Below are 16,611 nucleotides of genomic sequence, written 5' to 3'. Positions count from 1 at the left end.
CAGAGATGACAATGGGGCCATGGGACGCGGCAAGCTTCGGATCTATTTGGGCGCGGCGCCCGGAGTCGGCAAGACCTACGCGATGCTCTCCGAGGCGCACCGGCGCGCCGAGCGCGGCACGGACTGCGTCGTCGGGTACGTGGAGCACCACGGCCGGCCCCGCACCGAGGTGCTGCTGCACGGGCTGGAACAGGTGCGGCGCCGGGAGCTGACGCACCGTGGCGCGCAGTTCACCGAGATGGACGTCGACGCCGTCCTCGCCCGGCAGCCCGCCGTCGCGCTGGTCGACGAACTCGCCCACACCAACGTCCCCGGCTCGCGCAACGCCAAGCGCTGGCAGGACGTCGAGGAGCTCCTCGCCGCGGGTGTCGACGTCATCACCACCGTCAACATCCAGCACCTCGAATCACTCGGCGACGTCGTCCACTCGATCACCGGGGTCCGGCAGCGGGAGACCGTGCCCGACGAGGTGGTCCGCCGGGCCGACCAGATCGAGCTCGTCGACATGGCGCCGCAGGCGCTGCGCCGCCGGATGGCGCACGGCAACATCTACCAGCCGGACAAGGTGGACGCCGCCCTCTCCAACTACTTCCGCCCCGGCAACCTCACCGCCCTGCGCGAGCTGGCCCTGCTCTGGCTCGCCGACCGCGTCGACGAGTACCTCCAGCAGTACCGGGGCGAGCACAACATCCGCTCCACCTGGCAGGCCCGGGAGCGCATCGTCGTCGGTCTCACCGGCGGCCCCGAGGGCCGCACGCTGATCCGGCGGGCCGCGCGGATGGCGGCCAAGGGCGCAGGCGGCGAGATCCTCGCCGTGTACATAGCCCGCAGCGACGGCCTGACCTCGGCGTCCCCGAAGGAACTGACCGTCCAGCGCACCCTGGTCGAGGACCTCGGAGGCACCTTCCACCATGTGATCGGCGACGACATACCGTCCTCGCTGCTCGACTTCGCCCGCGGCGTGAACGCCACCCAGATCGTCCTCGGCTCCAGCCGCCGACGGTCCTGGCAGTACCTCTTCGGCCCCGGTGTGGGCGCGACGGTGGCCCAGGACTCGGGCCCCGACCTGGACGTCCACATCGTCACCCACGACGAGGCGGGCAAGGGGCGCGGACTGCCCGGGAACCGCGGCGCCCGGATCGGCCGCAGCCGCACGATCGCGGCCTGGCTCGTCGGTGTCGCCGCGCCCGTGCTGCTCACGCTGGTGCTGCTGAGCGTCGAGGACGGACCGGGGCTCGCCAACGACGTCCTGCTCTTCCTCTTCCTGACCGTGCTGGCCGCCCTGCTGGGCGGTCTGCGGCCGGCGCTCGCCTCCGCCGCCGCGGGGTCGCTGCTGCTGAACTACTACTTCACCCCGCCGCGCCACACCCTGGACATCGCCGAACCGCAGAACCTCGTCGCCCTGGTGATCTTCTTCGCCGTCGCGGTGGCCGTCGCGTCCGTCGTCGACCTGGCCGCCCGCCGCACCCATCAGGCGGCCCGGCTGCGCGCCGAGTCGGAGATCCTCTCCTTCCTCGCGGGCAGCGTGCTGCGCGGCGAGGCCGCGCTCGACGCCCTGCTGGAACGGGTCCGCGAGACGTTCGCCATGGAGTCGGTCGCCCTGCTGGAGCGCGCCGGCGACATAGACCCCTGGACCTGCACCGCCAGTGTCGGCCCCGCCCCCGCCGCCCGGCCCGACGACGCCGACGTGGACATGCCCGTGGGCGACCACATGGCGCTCGCCCTGTCGGGCCGGGTGCTGCCCGCCGAGGACCGCCGGGTGCTCGCCGCGTTCGCCGCCCAGGCGGCCGTCGTCCTGGACCGCCAGCGGCTGGTGGGGGAGGCGGAGGCGGCCCGCGCGCTCGCGGAGGGCAACCGGATACGGACCGCGCTGCTCGCCGCCGTCAGCCACGACCTGCGCACCCCGCTGGCCGGCATCAAGGCCGCCGTCACCTCGCTCCGCTCCGACGACGTCGCCTGGTCCGAGGCGGACGAGGCCGAACTCCTCGCCGGCATCGAGGAGGGCGCCGACCGGCTCGACCACCTGGTGGGCAACCTCCTCGACATGTCCCGGCTCCAGACCGGCACCGTCACCCCGCTGATCCGCCAGACCAGCCTGGACGAGGTCATCCCGCTCGCCCTCGCGGGCGTCCCGCCGGAGAGCGTCGGCCTCGACATCCCCGAGACGCTGCCGATGGTGGCCGTGGACCGGGGCCTGCTGGAGCGGGCCGTCGCCAACATCGTCGAGAACGCCGTCAAGTACACCCCCGACGGCACCCCGGTCGTCGTCGCGGCCAGCACCCTCGGCGACCGGGTCGAACTGCGCGTGGTGGACCGCGGCAGCGGCGTCCCCGACGACGCCAAGGAACGGATCTTCGAGCCGTTCCAGCGGGTCGGCGACGCCCCGCGCGGCGCGGGCGTCGGTCTGGGGCTGGCGGTGGCGCGCGGCTTCGTCGAGGCGATGGGCGGCACGCTCAGCGCCGAGGACACCCCCGGCGGCGGCATGACGATGGTGCTGACCCTCGGCGCGGCGCCGGGCCCGCGGCCCGGGACGTCCGCCGAGATGCCGGCGGAGGCGACCTCATGACCCTCCGGCCACCGCCGCCCGTCCCCGACGGCCGGCCGCGGCCGCAGCCCGATCCCCAGCCCACTCCCCAGTCCCATCCCGCACGGCAGAAAGGCGGACCGGTCATGACCCGGGTGCTCGTGGTCGACGACGAGCCGCAGATCGTGCGCGCCCTCGTGATCAACCTGAAGGCGCGCAAGTACGAGGTGGACTCGGCCCACGACGGCGCCACCGCCCTCGAACTCGCGGCCGCCCGCCATCCCGACGTCGTCGTGCTCGACCTCGGGCTGCCCGACATGGACGGCGTCGAGGTGATCAGGGGCCTCCGCGGCTGGACCAGGGTGCCCATCCTGGTGCTCTCCGCCCGCCACTCCTCCGACGAGAAGGTGGAGGCGCTCGACGCCGGCGCCGACGACTACGTCACCAAGCCCTTCGGCATGGACGAGCTGCTCGCCCGGCTGCGGGCCGCCGTGCGCCGGGCCGAGCCCGTCGGCGGGGGCGACGACGACGTGGTGAGCGTGGACACCGCGTCCTTCACCGTCGACCTCGCCGCGAAGAAGGTGCACCGCGACGGACGCGACGTGCGGCTCACCCCCACCGAGTGGCACCTGCTGGAGGTCCTGGTCCGCAACACCGGCCGGCTGGTCAGCCAGAAGCAGCTCCTCCAGGAGGTCTGGGGCCCCTCGTACGGCACCGAGACCAACTATCTGCGCGTGTACATGGCGCAGCTCCGCCGCAAGCTGGAGGCCGACCCCTCGCACCCCCGCCACTTCGTCACCGAGCCGGGCATGGGCTACCGCTTCGAACGTTGATGCGTCCCTGAGGGGGGCCGGTACGCTTTCCGTATGAGTGCAACACCCCGCTCCGAGAAGGCGGCGCGCGACGAGAGGGCGGTCAGACCGGCCGGCCGCTTCCGCCGCATGTTCGACCGGCTCGCGTCCTCGCAGCAGGACCTCGAGTCGGAGGAGCTCCAGGAGGACACCCAGGCCTCCGGGTGCACCCGGATCTGCGACTGCGACGACCGCGCGATCGTCCGGGTCACTGGTACCTTGCGCACGGTGACCCTGCGGCCGCGGGCCGGGGTGCCGGCGCTGGAGGCGGAGCTCTTCGACGGCACCGCCCCGCTGGACGTCGTCTGGCTCGGCCGCCGTTCCATCGTCGGCATCGAACCGGGACGGCGACTGATCGCCTCGGGCCGGATCTCGATGAGCCACGGCCGCCGGGTGCTGTTCAATCCCAAATACGAACTCCGACCGCTCGGACAGGAGTAGCCGGTGACGTCCGCAGACAAGCCGACCCCCACGACCAACGATCAGCAGCCGGGCGACCCGGGTGACCCGGCCGACTCCAGGGCAGTCACGGAGGCGGCGCTGTTCGAGGCGTTCGGCGGCGTGCGCGGCATGGTGGAGACGGTCCTGCCGGGCCTGCTCTTCGTCACGATCTACACCGTCAACAAGAACCTGCAGATGTCGGCGATCGCGGCGGTCGCGGTCTCGCTGGCGCTGGTCGCCGTCCGGCTGATCCGCAGGGACACCGTCAAGCACGCCTTCAGCGGCGTCTTCGGCGTCGGCTTCGGTGTCGTCTTCGCGATGATGACCGGCGACGCCAAGGACTTCTACCTGCCGGGCATGCTCTACACGCTGGGCCTGGCGACGGCGTACCTCGTCACCGCCGCCGCGGGCGTCCCGCTGATCGGGCTGATCCTCGGGCCGGTCTTCAAGGAGAACCTCTCCTGGCGCACCCGCAACCCCGGCCGCAAGAAGGCGTACACCAAGGCCAGCTACGCGTGGGGGCTGATCCTCCTCGCCAAGTGCGCGATCCTCTTCCCGCTCTACTGGTGGGCCGACACCACCCAGCTCGGCTGGGTGCTGGTCGCGCTGAAGATCCCGCCGTTCCTGCTCGCCGTCTGGCTGACCTGGGTCTTCCTGGCCAAGGCGCCGGCGCCGATCGACGTGTTCGCCGAGATGGAGGCCGAGGAGCGCGCCGAGGAGGCCCGCAAGGCCGCGGCCCGGCAGGACACCGTGCAGTAGACGTACCGCGTACACGCCGTACATCGAGGGGGCCCGGAACCGGTCACGGTTCCGGGCCCTTCGCTGCGAGGCGTCCCGTGCTCGGGGACGTGCGGGCGGCCCGAGCACGGGACGCGCGGGCGTCCTGTACTCGGGGGCGCCCCCCTGTGCTCAGGACTCGCGGCGGACCGACAGCAGGTCCTCCAGCTGCTCCTCACGGGCCTGGGCCGCGACGAAGAGCAGCTCGTCGCCGGCCTCCAGCGACTCCTCCACGCTCGGCGTCAGTACCCGGGAACCGCGGATGATCGTGACCAGCGAGGTGTCCTGCGGCCAGTCCACCTCCCCGACCCGGGTGCCCGCGAGGGCCGACTCCGGCGGCAGCGTGAGCTCGACGAGGTTCGCGTCGCCGTGGCTGAAACGGAGCAGCCGGACCAGGTCGCCGACGCTCACCGCCTCCTCGACCAGCGCGGACATCAGCCGCGGCGTCGAGACGGCGACGTCCACGCCCCAGGACTCGTTGAACAGCCACTCGTTCTTCGGGTTGTTCACCCGGGACACCACCCGCGGCACCCCGTACTCGGTCTTCGCGAGCAGCGAGACGACCAGGTTGACCTTGTCGTCACCGGTCGCCGCGATCACCACGTTGCACCGCTGCAGGGCGGCCTCGTCGAGCGAGGTGATCTCGCACGCGTCGGCCAGCAGCCACTCGGCCTGCGGCACCCGCTCCACCGAGATCGCGGTCGGCGCCTTGTCGATCAGGAGCACCTCGTGCCCGTTCTCCAGCAGCTCGGCGGCGATGGAACGACCCACCGCGCCGGCGCCCGCAATAGCGACCCGCATCAGTGACCGCCCTCCTCGGGGCCCTCGGCGAACGCCGCCTCGACCTTTCCGATCTCGTCGGTGCGCAGCATCACGTGCACGAGGTCGCCCTCCTGGAGCACGGTCTGCGACGTCGGCAGCACCGCTTCACCCAACCGGGTGAGGAACGCCACCCGCACCCCCGTCTCCTCCTGGAGACGGCTGATCTTGTGGCCGATCCACGCCGGCGAGGTGTGCACCTCGGCCAGCTCGACCGTCCCGCTCGGATCCCGCCACAGCGGCTCCGCGCCCGACGGCAGCAGCCGGCGCAGCATCTGGTCGGCGGTCCACCGGACGGTCGCGACCGTCGGGATGCCGAGGCGCTGGTACACCTCGGCCCGGCGCGGGTCGTAGATACGGGCGGCGACGTTCTCGATGCCGAACATCTCGCGGGCCACCCGGGCCGCGATGATGTTGGAGTTGTCGCCGCTGCTGACCGCCGCGAACGCGCCGGCCTCCTCGATGCCCGCCTCGCGCAGGGTGTCCTGGTCGAAGCCGACACCGGTGACGCGGCGACCGCCGAACCCCGATCCCAGGCGGCGGAAGGCCGTGGGGTCCTGGTCGACGACGGCGACCGTGTGCCCCTGCTGCTCCAGGGTCTGCGCGAGAGCGGCTCCCACTCGCCCGCAACCCATGATGACGATGTGCACGACCGTCCTTCCGGCTGTCTCTTGGTCTCATCTCGCTGTCAAGGCCCTACAGGGTCTCAGACCACGACCCCAGCCAACCACGCGCGGTCATACCGTGGACCGCTGTGTCATGGCGAGATGACATTCCGCTAAGACGCAACAGGATTCCGTTAAGGCCCGCATGGTGTGTGCGGTCGGCGCATTTCGAACGCTTACGATCCTCTGCGTGTCCAAACTGACCGACCTGCCCAAACGGATTCTGATCGGCCGGGCGCTGCGCAGCGACAGACTTGGCGAGACCCTTCTCCCCAAGCGCATCGCACTTCCCGTCTTCGCCTCCGACCCGCTCTCCTCCGTGGCGTACGCACCCGGCGAAGTACTGCTGGTCCTGTCCATCGCAGGTCTGTCGGCGTACCACTTCAGTCCCTGGATCGCCGTCGCGGTCGTGGTGCTGATGTTCACCGTCGTCGCCTCGTACCGCCAGAACGTCCACGCCTACCCCAGCGGCGGCGGGGACTACGAGGTCGCCACCACCAACCTCGGGCCCAAGGCCGGACTCACCGTCGCCAGCGCCCTGCTCGTCGACTACGTGCTGACCGTCGCCGTGTCGATCTCCTCCGGCGTGGAGAACCTGGGCTCGGCCGTCCCGTTCGTCGTCGAGCACAAGGTGCTCAGCGCCATCGTGATAATCGTGCTGCTCACGCTGATGAACCTGCGCGGGGTGAAGGAGTCGGGCAAGCTCTTCGCGATTCCCACGTACGTCTTCGTCTTCGGCGTCTTCGTCATGATCATCTGGGGCGCCTACCAGGGACTCGTCCTCGACGAGAGCATGCGCGCGCCGACCGCCGACTACGAGATCAAGCCGGAACACGGCGGACTCGCCGGCTTCGCGCTCTTCTTCCTGCTGCTGCGCGCCTTCTCCTCCGGATGCGCCGCGCTCACCGGTGTGGAAGCGATCAGCAACGGCGTCCCCGCCTTCCGCAAGCCCAAGAGCCGTAACGCCGCCACCACCCTGCTGCTGATGGGCACCCTCGCCGTCACCATGTTCTGCGGCATCATCGGGCTCGCCATGGCCACCGACGTCAAGATGGCCGAGAACCCGGCGAAGGACCTGATCAGCAACGGCGTCCCGGTCGGCTCCGACTACGTCCAGCACCCGGTGATCTCCCAGGTCGCGGCCGCCGTCTTCGGCGACGGCACCTTTTTCTTCGTCCTGCTCGCCGCCGCCACCGCGCTGGTGCTGTTCCTCGCCGCGAACACGGCCTACAACGGCTTCCCGCTGCTCGGCTCGATTCTTGCCCAGGACCGCTACCTGCCGCGCCAGCTCCACACCCGCGGCGACCGCCTCGCCTTCTCCAACGGCATCGTGCTGCTCTCCGGCGCCGCCGTCCTGCTGGTCTGGGCCTACGGAGCCGACTCCACCAAGCTGATCCAGCTCTACATCGTCGGCGTCTTCGTCTCCTTCACCCTCAGCCAGACCGGCATGGTCCGGCACTGGAACCGGCACCTGCGCACCGAACGCGACAAGGCCAAGCGGCGCCACATGATCCGCTCCCGCGCGATCAACACCTTCGGCGCCTTCTTCACCGGCCTGGTGCTGGTGGTCGTGCTCGCGACCAAGTTCACCCACGGCGCCTGGGTCGCCCTGCTCGGCATGGTCATCTTCTTCGGCACCATGACCGCGATCCGCCGCCACTACGACCGCGTCGCCGAGGAGATCGCCGCCCCCGACGAGCCGAGCGACGACACCGTGCGCCCCTCCCGGGTGCACTCCATCGTCCTCGTCTCCAAGGTCCACCGCCCCACCCTGCGCGCCCTCTCGTACGCCCAGCTGATGCGCTCCGACAAGCTGGAGGCCGTCAGCATCAACGTCGACCCGGTGGAGACCAAGGCGCTGCGCGACGAATGGGAGCGGCGCGGCATCAACGTGCCGCTGAAGATCCTCGACTCGCCCTACCGCGAGATCACCCGGCCGATCATCGAGTACGTCAAGGGCCTGCGCCGCGAGAGCCCGCGTGACGCGGTCAGCGTGATCATCCCCGAGTACGTGGTCGGCCACTGGTACGAGCACCTCCTCCACAACCAGAGCGCGCTGCGCCTCAAGGGGCGGCTGCTGTTCACCGCCGGTGTGATGGTGACCTCCGTGCCCTACCAGCTCGAATCCTCCGAGGCCGCCAGGAAGCGGGCCCGCAGGCGTGCCGACTGGGACGCGCCCGGGTCGGTGCGGCGGGGCCCGGTCGACCGCAGGCAGAAGGAGCACAGCGGCAAGTCGTGAGGCGGCGGCCTGCGCGGGGGCGGGGGGTGCTCTCCGGGGTGCGCCGGAGCGCTTTCGGGGACGGGCGCCCGTGCGGACGGCGGCCGACGGACGGCGCGGACGGCGGACGGCGTCTGGAGGCACGCTGGGGCGGGCCGTACGTGTACGCGTGGCGCTCGGAAGGCTGACGGGCGGCCCGTGCCCGGGCCGTCGGAAAACTGGCGGGCGGCCCGCGTCCGGGCCGTCGGAAACACGCTCAGCCCGGCGCGTGCGCACAGCGGTCGGAAGCACCCCGGGGCGGACGTAGACTGGTGGGTCGTTGTCCGCGCGCGGGTCGTCCCCACGATCCCCACCGTCCGCGGCCGCCCCCGATCACTGGAGTCACCCCCTCATGCAGAACGCACCCGAGACGTCGCCGTCGCTGGTCGGGGAGGAGTACGAGGTCGAGGTCGGGCCCGTCGCGCACGGCGGCCACTGCATCGCCCGCACCGACGAGGGCCGCGTCCTGTTCGTCCGGCACACGCTGCCCGGCGAGAAGGTCGTCGCCCGGGTCACCGAGGGCGACGAGGGCTCCCGCTTCCTGCGCGCCGACGCCGTCACGATCATCGAGGCATCCAAGGACCGCGTCGAGGCCCCCTGCCCGTTCTCCGGGCCGGGCAGGTGCGGCGGCTGCGACTGGCAGCACGCCAAGCCGGGGGCGCAGCGCCGCTTCAAGGGCGAGGTCATCGCCGAGCAGCTCCAGCGGCTCGCGGGCCTCACCCCCGAGGAAGCCGGCTGGGACGGCACCGTCATGCCGGCCGAGGGCGACAAGCTGCCCGCCGGCCAGGTCCCGCAGTGGCGCACCCGGGTCCAGTACGCGATCGACGAGGCCGGCCACGTCGGCCTGCGCCGCCACCGCTCCCACGAGGTCGAGCCGATCGAGCACTGCATGATCGCCGCGGAGGGCGTCAGCGAGCTCGGCATCGAGGAGCGCCTCTGGGAGGGCATGGAGACCGTCGAGGCCATCGCCGCCTCCGGCTCCAGCGACCGCCAGGTCATCCTGACCCCGCGCCCGGGCGCCCGGCTGCCGCTCGTCGAGCTCGACAAGCCCGTCTCGGTGCTCCGCGTCGACGAGAAGGACGGCGGCGTCCACCGGGTGCACGGCCGCGCCTTCGTCCGCGAGCGCGCCGACGAGCGCACCCACCGCGTGGGCAACGGCGGCTTCTGGCAGGTCCACCCGCAGGCCGCCGACACCCTCATGCGCGCCGTGATGCAGGGTCTGCTGCCCCGCAAGGGCGACATGGCCCTCGACCTCTACTGCGGCGTCGGCCTCTTCGCGGGCGCCCTCGCCGACCGCGTCGGCGACAAGGGCGCGGTCCTCGGCATCGAGACCGGCAAGCGCGCGGTGGAGGACGCCCGCCACAACCTCCAGCAGTTCGACCGCGTCCGCATCGAGCACGGCAAGGTCGACGCGGTCCTGCCGCGCACCGGCATCGACAGCGTGGACCTCATCGTCCTCGACCCGCCCCGCGCGGGCGCCGGCAAGCAGACCGTCCGCCACCTCGCCTCGCTCGGCGCCCGCCGCATCGCGTACGTCGCGTGCGACCCGGCGGCCCTGGCGCGCGACATCGCCTACTTCGCGGAGTCGGGCTACAAGCCGCGCACGCTGCGGGCGTTCGACCTGTTCCCGATGACGCATCACGTGGAGTGCGTGGCGATTCTGGAGCCGGTCAAGAACGACGCCTGACCCGGGGTGTCGCACGGGCTGTCCCGCACGCGCGGCCGGGCCGTGTCCTGAGACCGGCTCGACAGGGGGCCGGGCCTCAGCCGACGGAAGCGGAAGAGGGCGTGCGATGGCGACGTTCGACCAGCTGACCGGGTGGGCCGGCGTCCGGGCAGGTGACGCGAGCCGGACGGGACGTTGTGGCCGGCCGGCGGATCCCGGGGCTCATGAAGGCGCGGCTCGTCCAGGTGGACATCCCGGCGGCCCCGCGCCTCATCGGACGGGTCGGGATACAGAGCGAGGCCGAGCCGGCCCTGCTCACGTCCCGGGGCCCGCTCTACCGTCTCACCGAGCATGCGGAGCCCGGTGATCAGGCCGAGCGGTCGTCGTTCGGCGTCGAGCCGGAAGCCGGGGCCGTCTACTTCGTCCTGCCGGACGGGGAGGCGGTCTTCGCGGACTCGGGTGTCGGTGTGGGGCTCGACGTCCTGCACCGTTACGGCAGTCGCGTCACAGCCTCGGAACTCCTCGGCGAGCCGGAGGGCCCCGAGGAGTACCTCTCGGAAGACGAGGAAGAGCGGGCCGTCGCCGAGTCGGACCGGCTGGCCGAGGAGCTGAAGGAGATCGATCCGGCGGCCTTCGACGGCTACGAGGGGTTCCTCTGGCCAGGGCTCCTGGACCGCCGGCTCCACTGACCGCGGTCGACGGATTCAGGGCTTGGGAAGCGATCCCGCGCAGCCCGCGGATCGCCGGAGCGTTCCCGTTTCGGCAACAAGTGTTGTCGCGACGCGGAGTTCGGTCCCAGCATGAGGCCACTGGTGATCACCGTGATCGGGCGGGCCGCCGCAGTCGTCAGACCGGCGCGCGACCGCCCTGCTCCGTATGCCCGAACCGTCTCGACGAGGAGTCCCCTCATGTCTCTGGCCGCCCCCGTGGCTGTGCGACGCGTTCCCCCGCTTCCCGTTCACCTCGCAGTCCCGCACCCGGCCCCGACCACGGGGACCGCGGGCACGCGGGTGGGCGGTGGTTGCCGATGAGCGTCCGGACCGGCCAGGAAGCCACCGCTCCGGCGGCCGGCGGAAGGCTTCCCCTCGCCGTCCATCTGCTCGCGTTCAGCCTGTTCGCGATGGGCAGCGCGGAGTTCCTGCTCGCCGGTGTCCTTCCGGACGTCGCCGACGACCTCGACATCTCGCTCTCTTCCGCCGGTGCCCTCATCTCGGCCTTCGCCTTCGGGGTGGTGATCGGCGGGCCGACGTCGGCCGTCCTGACGCTGCGCCGGCCGCGCCGGACCACTCTGGTGGTCTCCCAGGCGGTGTTCGCCGCCGGCGTGGCCGTGGGTCTGCTGACCGACGAGTTCGCCCTGCTGCTGGTCACCCGCTTCGTGACCGGCCTGGCGTACGCCGGGTTCTGGGCCGTCGCCGCGGTCACCGCGATCTCCCTGGTCACCCCCGACCGCACCGCCCGGGCATCCGGCGCGGTGGTCAGCGGCCTCAGCATCGCGATGGTCGCCGGCGGCCCGGCCGGTGCCTTCCTCAGCCACTTCACCGGCTGGCAGGGCGGGTTCTGGGCGGTGGTCGCGCTGACGGTGACGAGCGCGGTCGCCACGGTCGTCGCCGTGCCCGCCACCAAGGCCGCGCAGGAGCCGAGCGTGCAGCGCGAACTGCGGACGATGCGGCAGCCGCAACTGTGGGTGGTGTACGCCGCGACCCTGCTCAGCACCGCCGCGTACATGATCTCGTACAACTACCTCGCGGCCTTCCTCACGGACATCACCGGTGTCGACCCGGTGTGGGTGCCCGGCATACTCGTCCTCTTCGGCATCGGGGCCTTCACCGGCCTCTCCGTCGGCGGCCGGTTCGCCGACGGACGCCCCCACGGCGCCCTGCTCACCGGAGCCGGCGGGATCCTCGTCTGCTCCGTGCTGCTCGCGCTCCTCGCCGATCACGCGGTGGCCGTCGTCCCTCTGGTGCTGCTCCTGGGCATCGCCGGTTTCGTCCTCAACCCGGCGCTCTACGGACGGGTGTTCAGCGTCGCATCCGGCGCTCCGACTCTCGCCGGGGCGACGGCCGTCTCCATGTTCCAGCTCGGCATCAGCGTGGTTCCCGTCCTCGCCGGGACGGCGCTCGGCACCGGTGCCGGCCTCACCTCGATCCCGTGGCTGGGCGCGGGGCTGGCCGCCGTCACCCTCCCGGTCGTCCTGGCCGAGCGCACGATGGCCCGCAACCGGGCGGCCCGCCCGTCCGAGCCCACGAGTGCTCCGGCGGGCACGGCCGCGCAGGAGGTCACCGGTCGGCCGACCACCGGTGCACCGGACATCCCCGGCGCGCGGCCCCCGGCCCGGGGTGGTGCGAGCAGTGCCTCGTGACCCGCGAGGAGACCTTCGGCGAGGCAGCCCGCCCGGCACGCGCCGTCCGGGAACAGCATTCCTCTCTGCCCGTTCGGGGTCCGGCGCATGCCATGACGGCATGGAGCGGTGTTCGTCCATCACCCAGGCCCTGGCCGCCGTCGGTCCCCGGCTGAAGCGCGTGCGCAGCGCTCGCGGCGTCACCCTCGCCGGGCTTTCGGAGGTGACCGGCATCTCCAAGAGCACGCTCTCGCGCCTGGAGAACGGCCGGCGCCGCCCCAGCCTGGAACTCCTGCTGCCCATCGCCCGGGCCCACCGGGTCCCGATCGACGAGCTGGTCGGCGCCCCCGAGGTGGGCGACCCCAGGGTGCGCCTCAAGCCGCACGTGGTCAGCGGCAACACGGTGCTGCCGCTGACCCGTCGGCCGGGCCCGCTGCAGAGCTACAAGATGGTTCTCCCCGCGAGCCGCGACACCCCCGAGCCGTGCACCCACGAGGGGTACGAGTGGCTGTACGTGCTCTCCGGGCGGCTTCGGCTCGTGCTGGCGGAGCATGACATGGTCCTCGACCCGGGCGAGGTGGCCGAGTTCGACACCCGCCTGCCGCACTGGTTCGGCAGCACCGGGCAGGGCTCGGTCGAGGTGCTCAGTCTCTTCGGACGCCAGGGCGAGCGGATGCACGTCCGCGCCCGGCCGGCCGGGGGAACGCCCGCCTCCGGCGAGTGACCCGAAGGCGGGCGGGGAGGCGGCGACGCCGGGGCCGGTGCCGTCGCGGCGGCGCCCCGCCTCACTCTCCCGAGCGCAGAAGCTGCCGGGCGAAGTCCGCGAGGGAGCGGCCGAGGCGTGCGGTCGAGAGGCCGAGTCCGTGCCGCTGGAACTGGAAGAGTTCGGGTGACAGCGGGCTGAGGGCGATGTCGACGAGCGCGTCCGGGTCCTGGATCCCGTGGTCGACGAGCAGTGTGCGGACGTGCACGCGCCAGAAGCCGTAGGCGCCCGTGCGGAAGCGTGCGGGTCCGGTCTCCGCGCCGAGCGCCAGGGGCAGGTGCTGTTCCAGGAGGTCGAGCATCGCGAGGTAGAACGCCGCGAGCCGCTCGCCCGCAGGGGCGCCGGGGCCGAGCGGCGGTGGACCGTGGATGAGCCGGCCCTGGAGCGTGCGCTCGTGCTCGTCGAGCAGCGCGACGGCGACCGACGAAGGGTCCGGGAAGCTCCGGTAGAGCGTCGCCCGGCCCACCCCCGCGGCCTTGGCGATGCGGTCCATGGTGACCGTGCGCGGGTCCTGTTGGGCGAAGAGCTGCTCGGCCGCGGCCAGGATCCGGGTGCGGTTGCGCTCGGCGTCCGCGCGTCTGGGCGGCGCGCAGGGCTGGTCGTCCGCGGCCCGGAGATCGTCGGGTCGGAGATCGTCGGGTCGCCCTCCGGTCCGGTGGACGGAGGCGGCTGCGCGGCCCCGCCGCTCGTCGTCGCTCATGGAGCAGACCCTACTTCCCCCGGAAAGCAAGTGGACAGCGTGTCCGCTTCCCGTGCATCATCTGGGTGCAAGCGGACACGCTGTCCACTTACCTCCTCGCCGTTCCCGTCCCAGGGAGATCCAGATGCACACCGCGCTGCTCGCCGCGGCCCTGCTGGTCGGTTGCCTCCTGGCCGTCCAGGCCTCGGTGAACCTCCAGCTCAACTCGGCCGTCGGCACCCCCTACGGCGCCTCGGCCGTCCAACTCGGCGTCGCCACCGGACTGCTGGCGGTGCTCGCGATCGCGGCCGGAGCGCTCGGCGCTCTCGGCAGGCTGCCCGACGTCGCGCCCTGGCACCTGCTCGGCGGACTCGCCAGTCCGCTCTACATCACCAGCGGCATCCTGCTCTTCCCCCGGCTCGGCGCCCTGGCGGCCGTCGGGCTCTTCGTCACCGGCCAGATGTTCGCCTCGCTCGCGCTCGACCTCTTCGGCCTGCTCGGCCTCCGGCAGCAGGACCTGAACGCCGGGATCTTCGTCGGCGCCGTGGCCGTGCTCGCCGGCATCGTCGTGATCATTCGGGGTGTGAAGGCCGCGGCCCCTCCCGGTGTGCCCGGGATGTCGAGCCCCCGCCGGGCCGGCTGGCTCGCCCTCGGCATCGTCGCCGGAGCCGGCCTGCCCGTGCAGGGCGCGGTCAACGCCCGGCTGCGCACACAGCTGCAGGAACCCGTCGTCGTCGCCGCGATCAGCTTCGCCGTGGCGACCCTCACCATCGCCGTCGTCCTGCTCGTGCTGTCCGCGACTCGGAGGACGCCGAAGCCCAGGATCGCCCCGTTGAGAAGAATGCCCTGGTGGGGCTGGCTCGGCGGCGTCTGCGCCGCCGCGTATGTCACCGGCACCTTCCTGCTCATCCCCGAGATCGGCGCGGCCGTGACCATCGCACTCACCGTCACCGGGCAGCAGCTCACCTCGGCCCTCATCGACCACCGGGGTCTCTTCAGGCTCCCCCGGCGCTCCCTCACGAAGCCGCGCGCCGCGGGCCTCGCTCTGCTGATCGCCGGCTCCCTGACCATCCAGCTCGTCTGACCGGCGAGGGTGCCGTCGGGGCGGGCCGGGCTTCGCGTCGAACTGCTCGGCGACGCCCCGAGCCCGTGCCCCGACCCGCGGCTCAGCCGCCCTGCGTGTCCTTCCACTCCTGCACGTAGTCGTCGAAGATCACCCTCAGGTGGTGGCCGATCTTGAGGTAGTCGAGGTCGTCGAGGTTGGCCAGGGAGACGCGGACCGACCACTGCGGGCCCTCGAAGCCGCCGCCGTTGAGCAGGACGACGCCGGTCTGCCGGGCGAGCCGGAACAGGGCGTCGACCGGCTCGTAGGTCGCCTGCAGGTAGTCCGCGAAGGGTGTGCCGTGGACGCGCTCGGCCTCGGCGAGCAGGTCCAGTTCGATGTAGTAGCCCGCCCGCTGCGGGTCCTGGCTGATCTTCATGTGGGCGCCTTCGAGCAGCAGGTCGAGGCGTTGGTGGACGATCGCGCGGATCCGGTGCTTGTACGCCTGCCCCTCGTCGAGCATGTCGAAGAGGGAGAAGAGGGTCATCATCACCTGCTGCGGCAGGGAGAGCCCGGCCGTGTGGTTCAGCGCGACCTGGCGGGAGTCCGCCACCAGGCGGTCGATGAACCTGATCTTCGACGGCTCCAGGCTCAGCGAGCCGTAGCGCTTGTCGAGGCGGTCCTTCTCCTCCTGGGGCAGGGCGGCGATCAGCTCGTCGATGACGTTGTCGTCGTGCAGGCCGATCACGCCCAGCCGCCAGCCGGTGCACCCGTAGTGCTTCGAGTACGAGTAGACGAGGAGCGTGTTGCGGGGCAGGTCGGCCGCGATGGAGCGGAAGCCCTCGACGAACGTTCCGTAGACGTCGTCGGTGACGATCACCAGGTTCGGGTTCTTCGACGCGACGATGTCCCGGATCTGCCCGGCCACCCGTGAACTCAGCGCCAGCGAGGGCGGGTTGGAGGGGTTGACCAGGCAGAGCAGCTTGATCTCCGGGTCCTCCAGCTTGGCGACCTCCTCCTCGGGGTAGCGCCACTCCCGTACGCCCGTCTCGGCGAACTTGTCGGCCGCGATGTACGTGACGTCGAATCCGTAGGTGTCGAGTTCGGCGATCTCGATGTACGGCGTGAAGAGCGGGACCATCAGGGCGATCCTGTCGCCCTTCTCGAGCAGGCCGTTCTTCATGAGGGAGTCGAAGATGTAGCACATGGCCGCCGTGCCGCCCTCGGTGGCGAACAGCGACAGGCCGCCCTCCGGGGGCCGCTTGTCGAACATCTCGTCGGCGAGGTAGCCGCGGACGACCTGTTCGCCGTGGGGCAGCATCCGGTCGGGCACGGGGTAGTTGTCGCCGATGACGGCGTCCGCGAGTTCGTGGACCCAGGCGTCCTTGTCGAACGCGAACCGCTGGATCCCGAGTTGTACGCACTGGGCGAGCAGCTCGATGCCCGGCATGCCGGGGTGGCACCGCACGAAGGTGTCGAAGCGCTCGTAGGCGCCCTGCTGCTCGGGCATGCCGCCGAGGTTGTCGGCGGTCCACACCCGGCGGGACTCCTCCAGCGCGAAGTGGCCGAGGGCGAAGAACGCCTCGCGCGGGCCGGTGGCGATCCAGTTCGGGTTGCCCCGCCCCGCGTTGAGCATCTGGACGGAGGACTTCTCCTTCTGCCCGGGCTCGTCCGCCTGCGCCTGCCGGGCCAGCTCGATGAAGACGTTCTTCAGCTCGAACGGGGACAGCTGGGCGTACCGCTGGATCTGCTCGCGGGTCAGGGTGGTCCTGGTCATCACGCGGCCTCA

General features: G+C 71.8%; 14 protein-coding genes. 10 read left to right on the top strand and 4 right to left on the bottom strand.

Features of this window, described 5'->3' with window-relative positions; translation table 11 throughout:
- Positions 1-19 precede the first annotated feature (19 nt).
- The 4 genes from JE024_RS09160 to JE024_RS09145 all read left to right on the top strand — a co-directional run bounded on the left by JE024_RS09160 (position 20) and on the right by JE024_RS09145 (position 4,575).
- Positions 20-2,566 carry a DUF4118 domain-containing protein gene (locus tag JE024_RS09160; protein WP_205373107.1) on the top strand — a complete coding sequence of 849 codons (2,547 nt, stop codon included), beginning with the start codon at positions 20-22 and terminating at the stop codon, positions 2,564-2,566.
- Between the two features lie 104 nt (positions 2,567-2,670).
- Complete coding sequence (locus JE024_RS09155; RefSeq protein ID WP_147988517.1) at positions 2,671-3,357, top strand: response regulator; 687 nt, start codon at positions 2,671-2,673, stop codon at positions 3,355-3,357.
- 33 nt (positions 3,358-3,390) lie between these two features.
- Positions 3,391-3,816, top strand: a complete 426-nt coding sequence (locus JE024_RS09150) for an OB-fold nucleic acid binding domain-containing protein (protein WP_205373106.1) — start codon at positions 3,391-3,393, stop codon at positions 3,814-3,816.
- Between the two features lie 3 nt (positions 3,817-3,819).
- Positions 3,820-4,575 (top strand): DUF3159 domain-containing protein, encoded by a 756-nt coding sequence (locus JE024_RS09145; protein WP_205373105.1) that lies wholly within the window; start codon positions 3,820-3,822, stop codon positions 4,573-4,575.
- A 150-nt stretch (positions 4,576-4,725) separates the two neighbouring features.
- On the opposite strand, the gene JE024_RS09140 is transcribed toward JE024_RS09145, so the two are convergent.
- A complete protein-coding gene (locus tag JE024_RS09140; RefSeq protein WP_147988520.1) occupies positions 4,726-5,394 on the bottom strand; it encodes a potassium channel family protein in 669 nt (222 codons plus the stop codon).
- Positions 5,394-6,062, bottom strand: coding sequence for a potassium channel family protein (locus JE024_RS09135; RefSeq protein WP_205373104.1), 669 nt, complete (start codon positions 6,060-6,062; stop codon positions 5,394-5,396). Before JE024_RS09135 ends, JE024_RS09140 begins: the two co-directional genes overlap by 1 nt.
- A gap of 205 nt (positions 6,063-6,267) precedes the next feature.
- Between JE024_RS09135 and JE024_RS09130 the strand changes: the two genes are divergently transcribed.
- The 5 genes from JE024_RS09130 (at position 6,268) to JE024_RS09110 (ending at position 13,062) form a co-directional block, all read left to right on the top strand.
- Positions 6,268-8,316 carry an APC family permease gene (locus tag JE024_RS09130; protein WP_205373103.1) on the top strand — a complete coding sequence of 683 codons (2,049 nt, stop codon included), beginning with the start codon at positions 6,268-6,270 and terminating at the stop codon, positions 8,314-8,316.
- A 370-nt stretch (positions 8,317-8,686) separates the two neighbouring features.
- A complete protein-coding gene (locus JE024_RS09125) occupies positions 8,687-10,021 on the top strand; it encodes a class I SAM-dependent RNA methyltransferase (protein ID WP_205373102.1) in 1,335 nt (444 codons plus the stop codon).
- Between the two features lie 203 nt (positions 10,022-10,224).
- Positions 10,225-10,689, top strand: a complete 465-nt coding sequence (locus JE024_RS09120) for an SUKH-4 family immunity protein (RefSeq protein WP_244882721.1) — start codon at positions 10,225-10,227, stop codon at positions 10,687-10,689.
- A 338-nt stretch (positions 10,690-11,027) separates the two neighbouring features.
- On the top strand, positions 11,028-12,359 hold the full coding sequence (locus tag JE024_RS09115; RefSeq protein ID WP_205373101.1) for a Cmx/CmrA family chloramphenicol efflux MFS transporter: 1,332 nt from the start codon (positions 11,028-11,030) through the stop codon (positions 12,357-12,359).
- 100 nt (positions 12,360-12,459) lie between these two features.
- Complete coding sequence (locus JE024_RS09110) at positions 12,460-13,062, top strand: helix-turn-helix domain-containing protein (RefSeq protein ID WP_205373100.1); 603 nt, start codon at positions 12,460-12,462, stop codon at positions 13,060-13,062.
- 61 nt (positions 13,063-13,123) lie between these two features.
- On the opposite strand, the gene JE024_RS09105 is transcribed toward JE024_RS09110, so the two are convergent.
- A complete protein-coding gene (locus JE024_RS09105) occupies positions 13,124-13,801 on the bottom strand; it encodes a TetR/AcrR family transcriptional regulator (RefSeq protein WP_205373099.1) in 678 nt (225 codons plus the stop codon).
- Positions 13,802-13,925: 124 nt separating this feature from the next.
- Here JE024_RS09105 and JE024_RS09100 point away from each other — a divergent pair, with 124 nt between their 5' ends.
- Complete coding sequence (locus JE024_RS09100) at positions 13,926-14,864, top strand: DMT family transporter (RefSeq protein WP_205373098.1); 939 nt, start codon at positions 13,926-13,928, stop codon at positions 14,862-14,864.
- 82 nt (positions 14,865-14,946) lie between these two features.
- Here the strand turns inward: JE024_RS09100 and JE024_RS09095 are convergent, their stop codons facing one another.
- Positions 14,947-16,599, bottom strand: a complete 1,653-nt coding sequence (locus JE024_RS09095; protein ID WP_205373097.1) for a bifunctional aspartate transaminase/aspartate 4-decarboxylase — start codon at positions 16,597-16,599, stop codon at positions 14,947-14,949.
- Between the last annotated feature and the right edge of the window lie 12 nt (positions 16,600-16,611).

Source organism: Streptomyces zhihengii (assembly GCF_016919245.1).
Lineage (GTDB): Bacteria > Actinomycetota > Actinomycetes > Streptomycetales > Streptomycetaceae > Streptomyces > Streptomyces zhihengii.
This window is presented reverse-complemented; position numbering and strand designations above follow the sequence as displayed.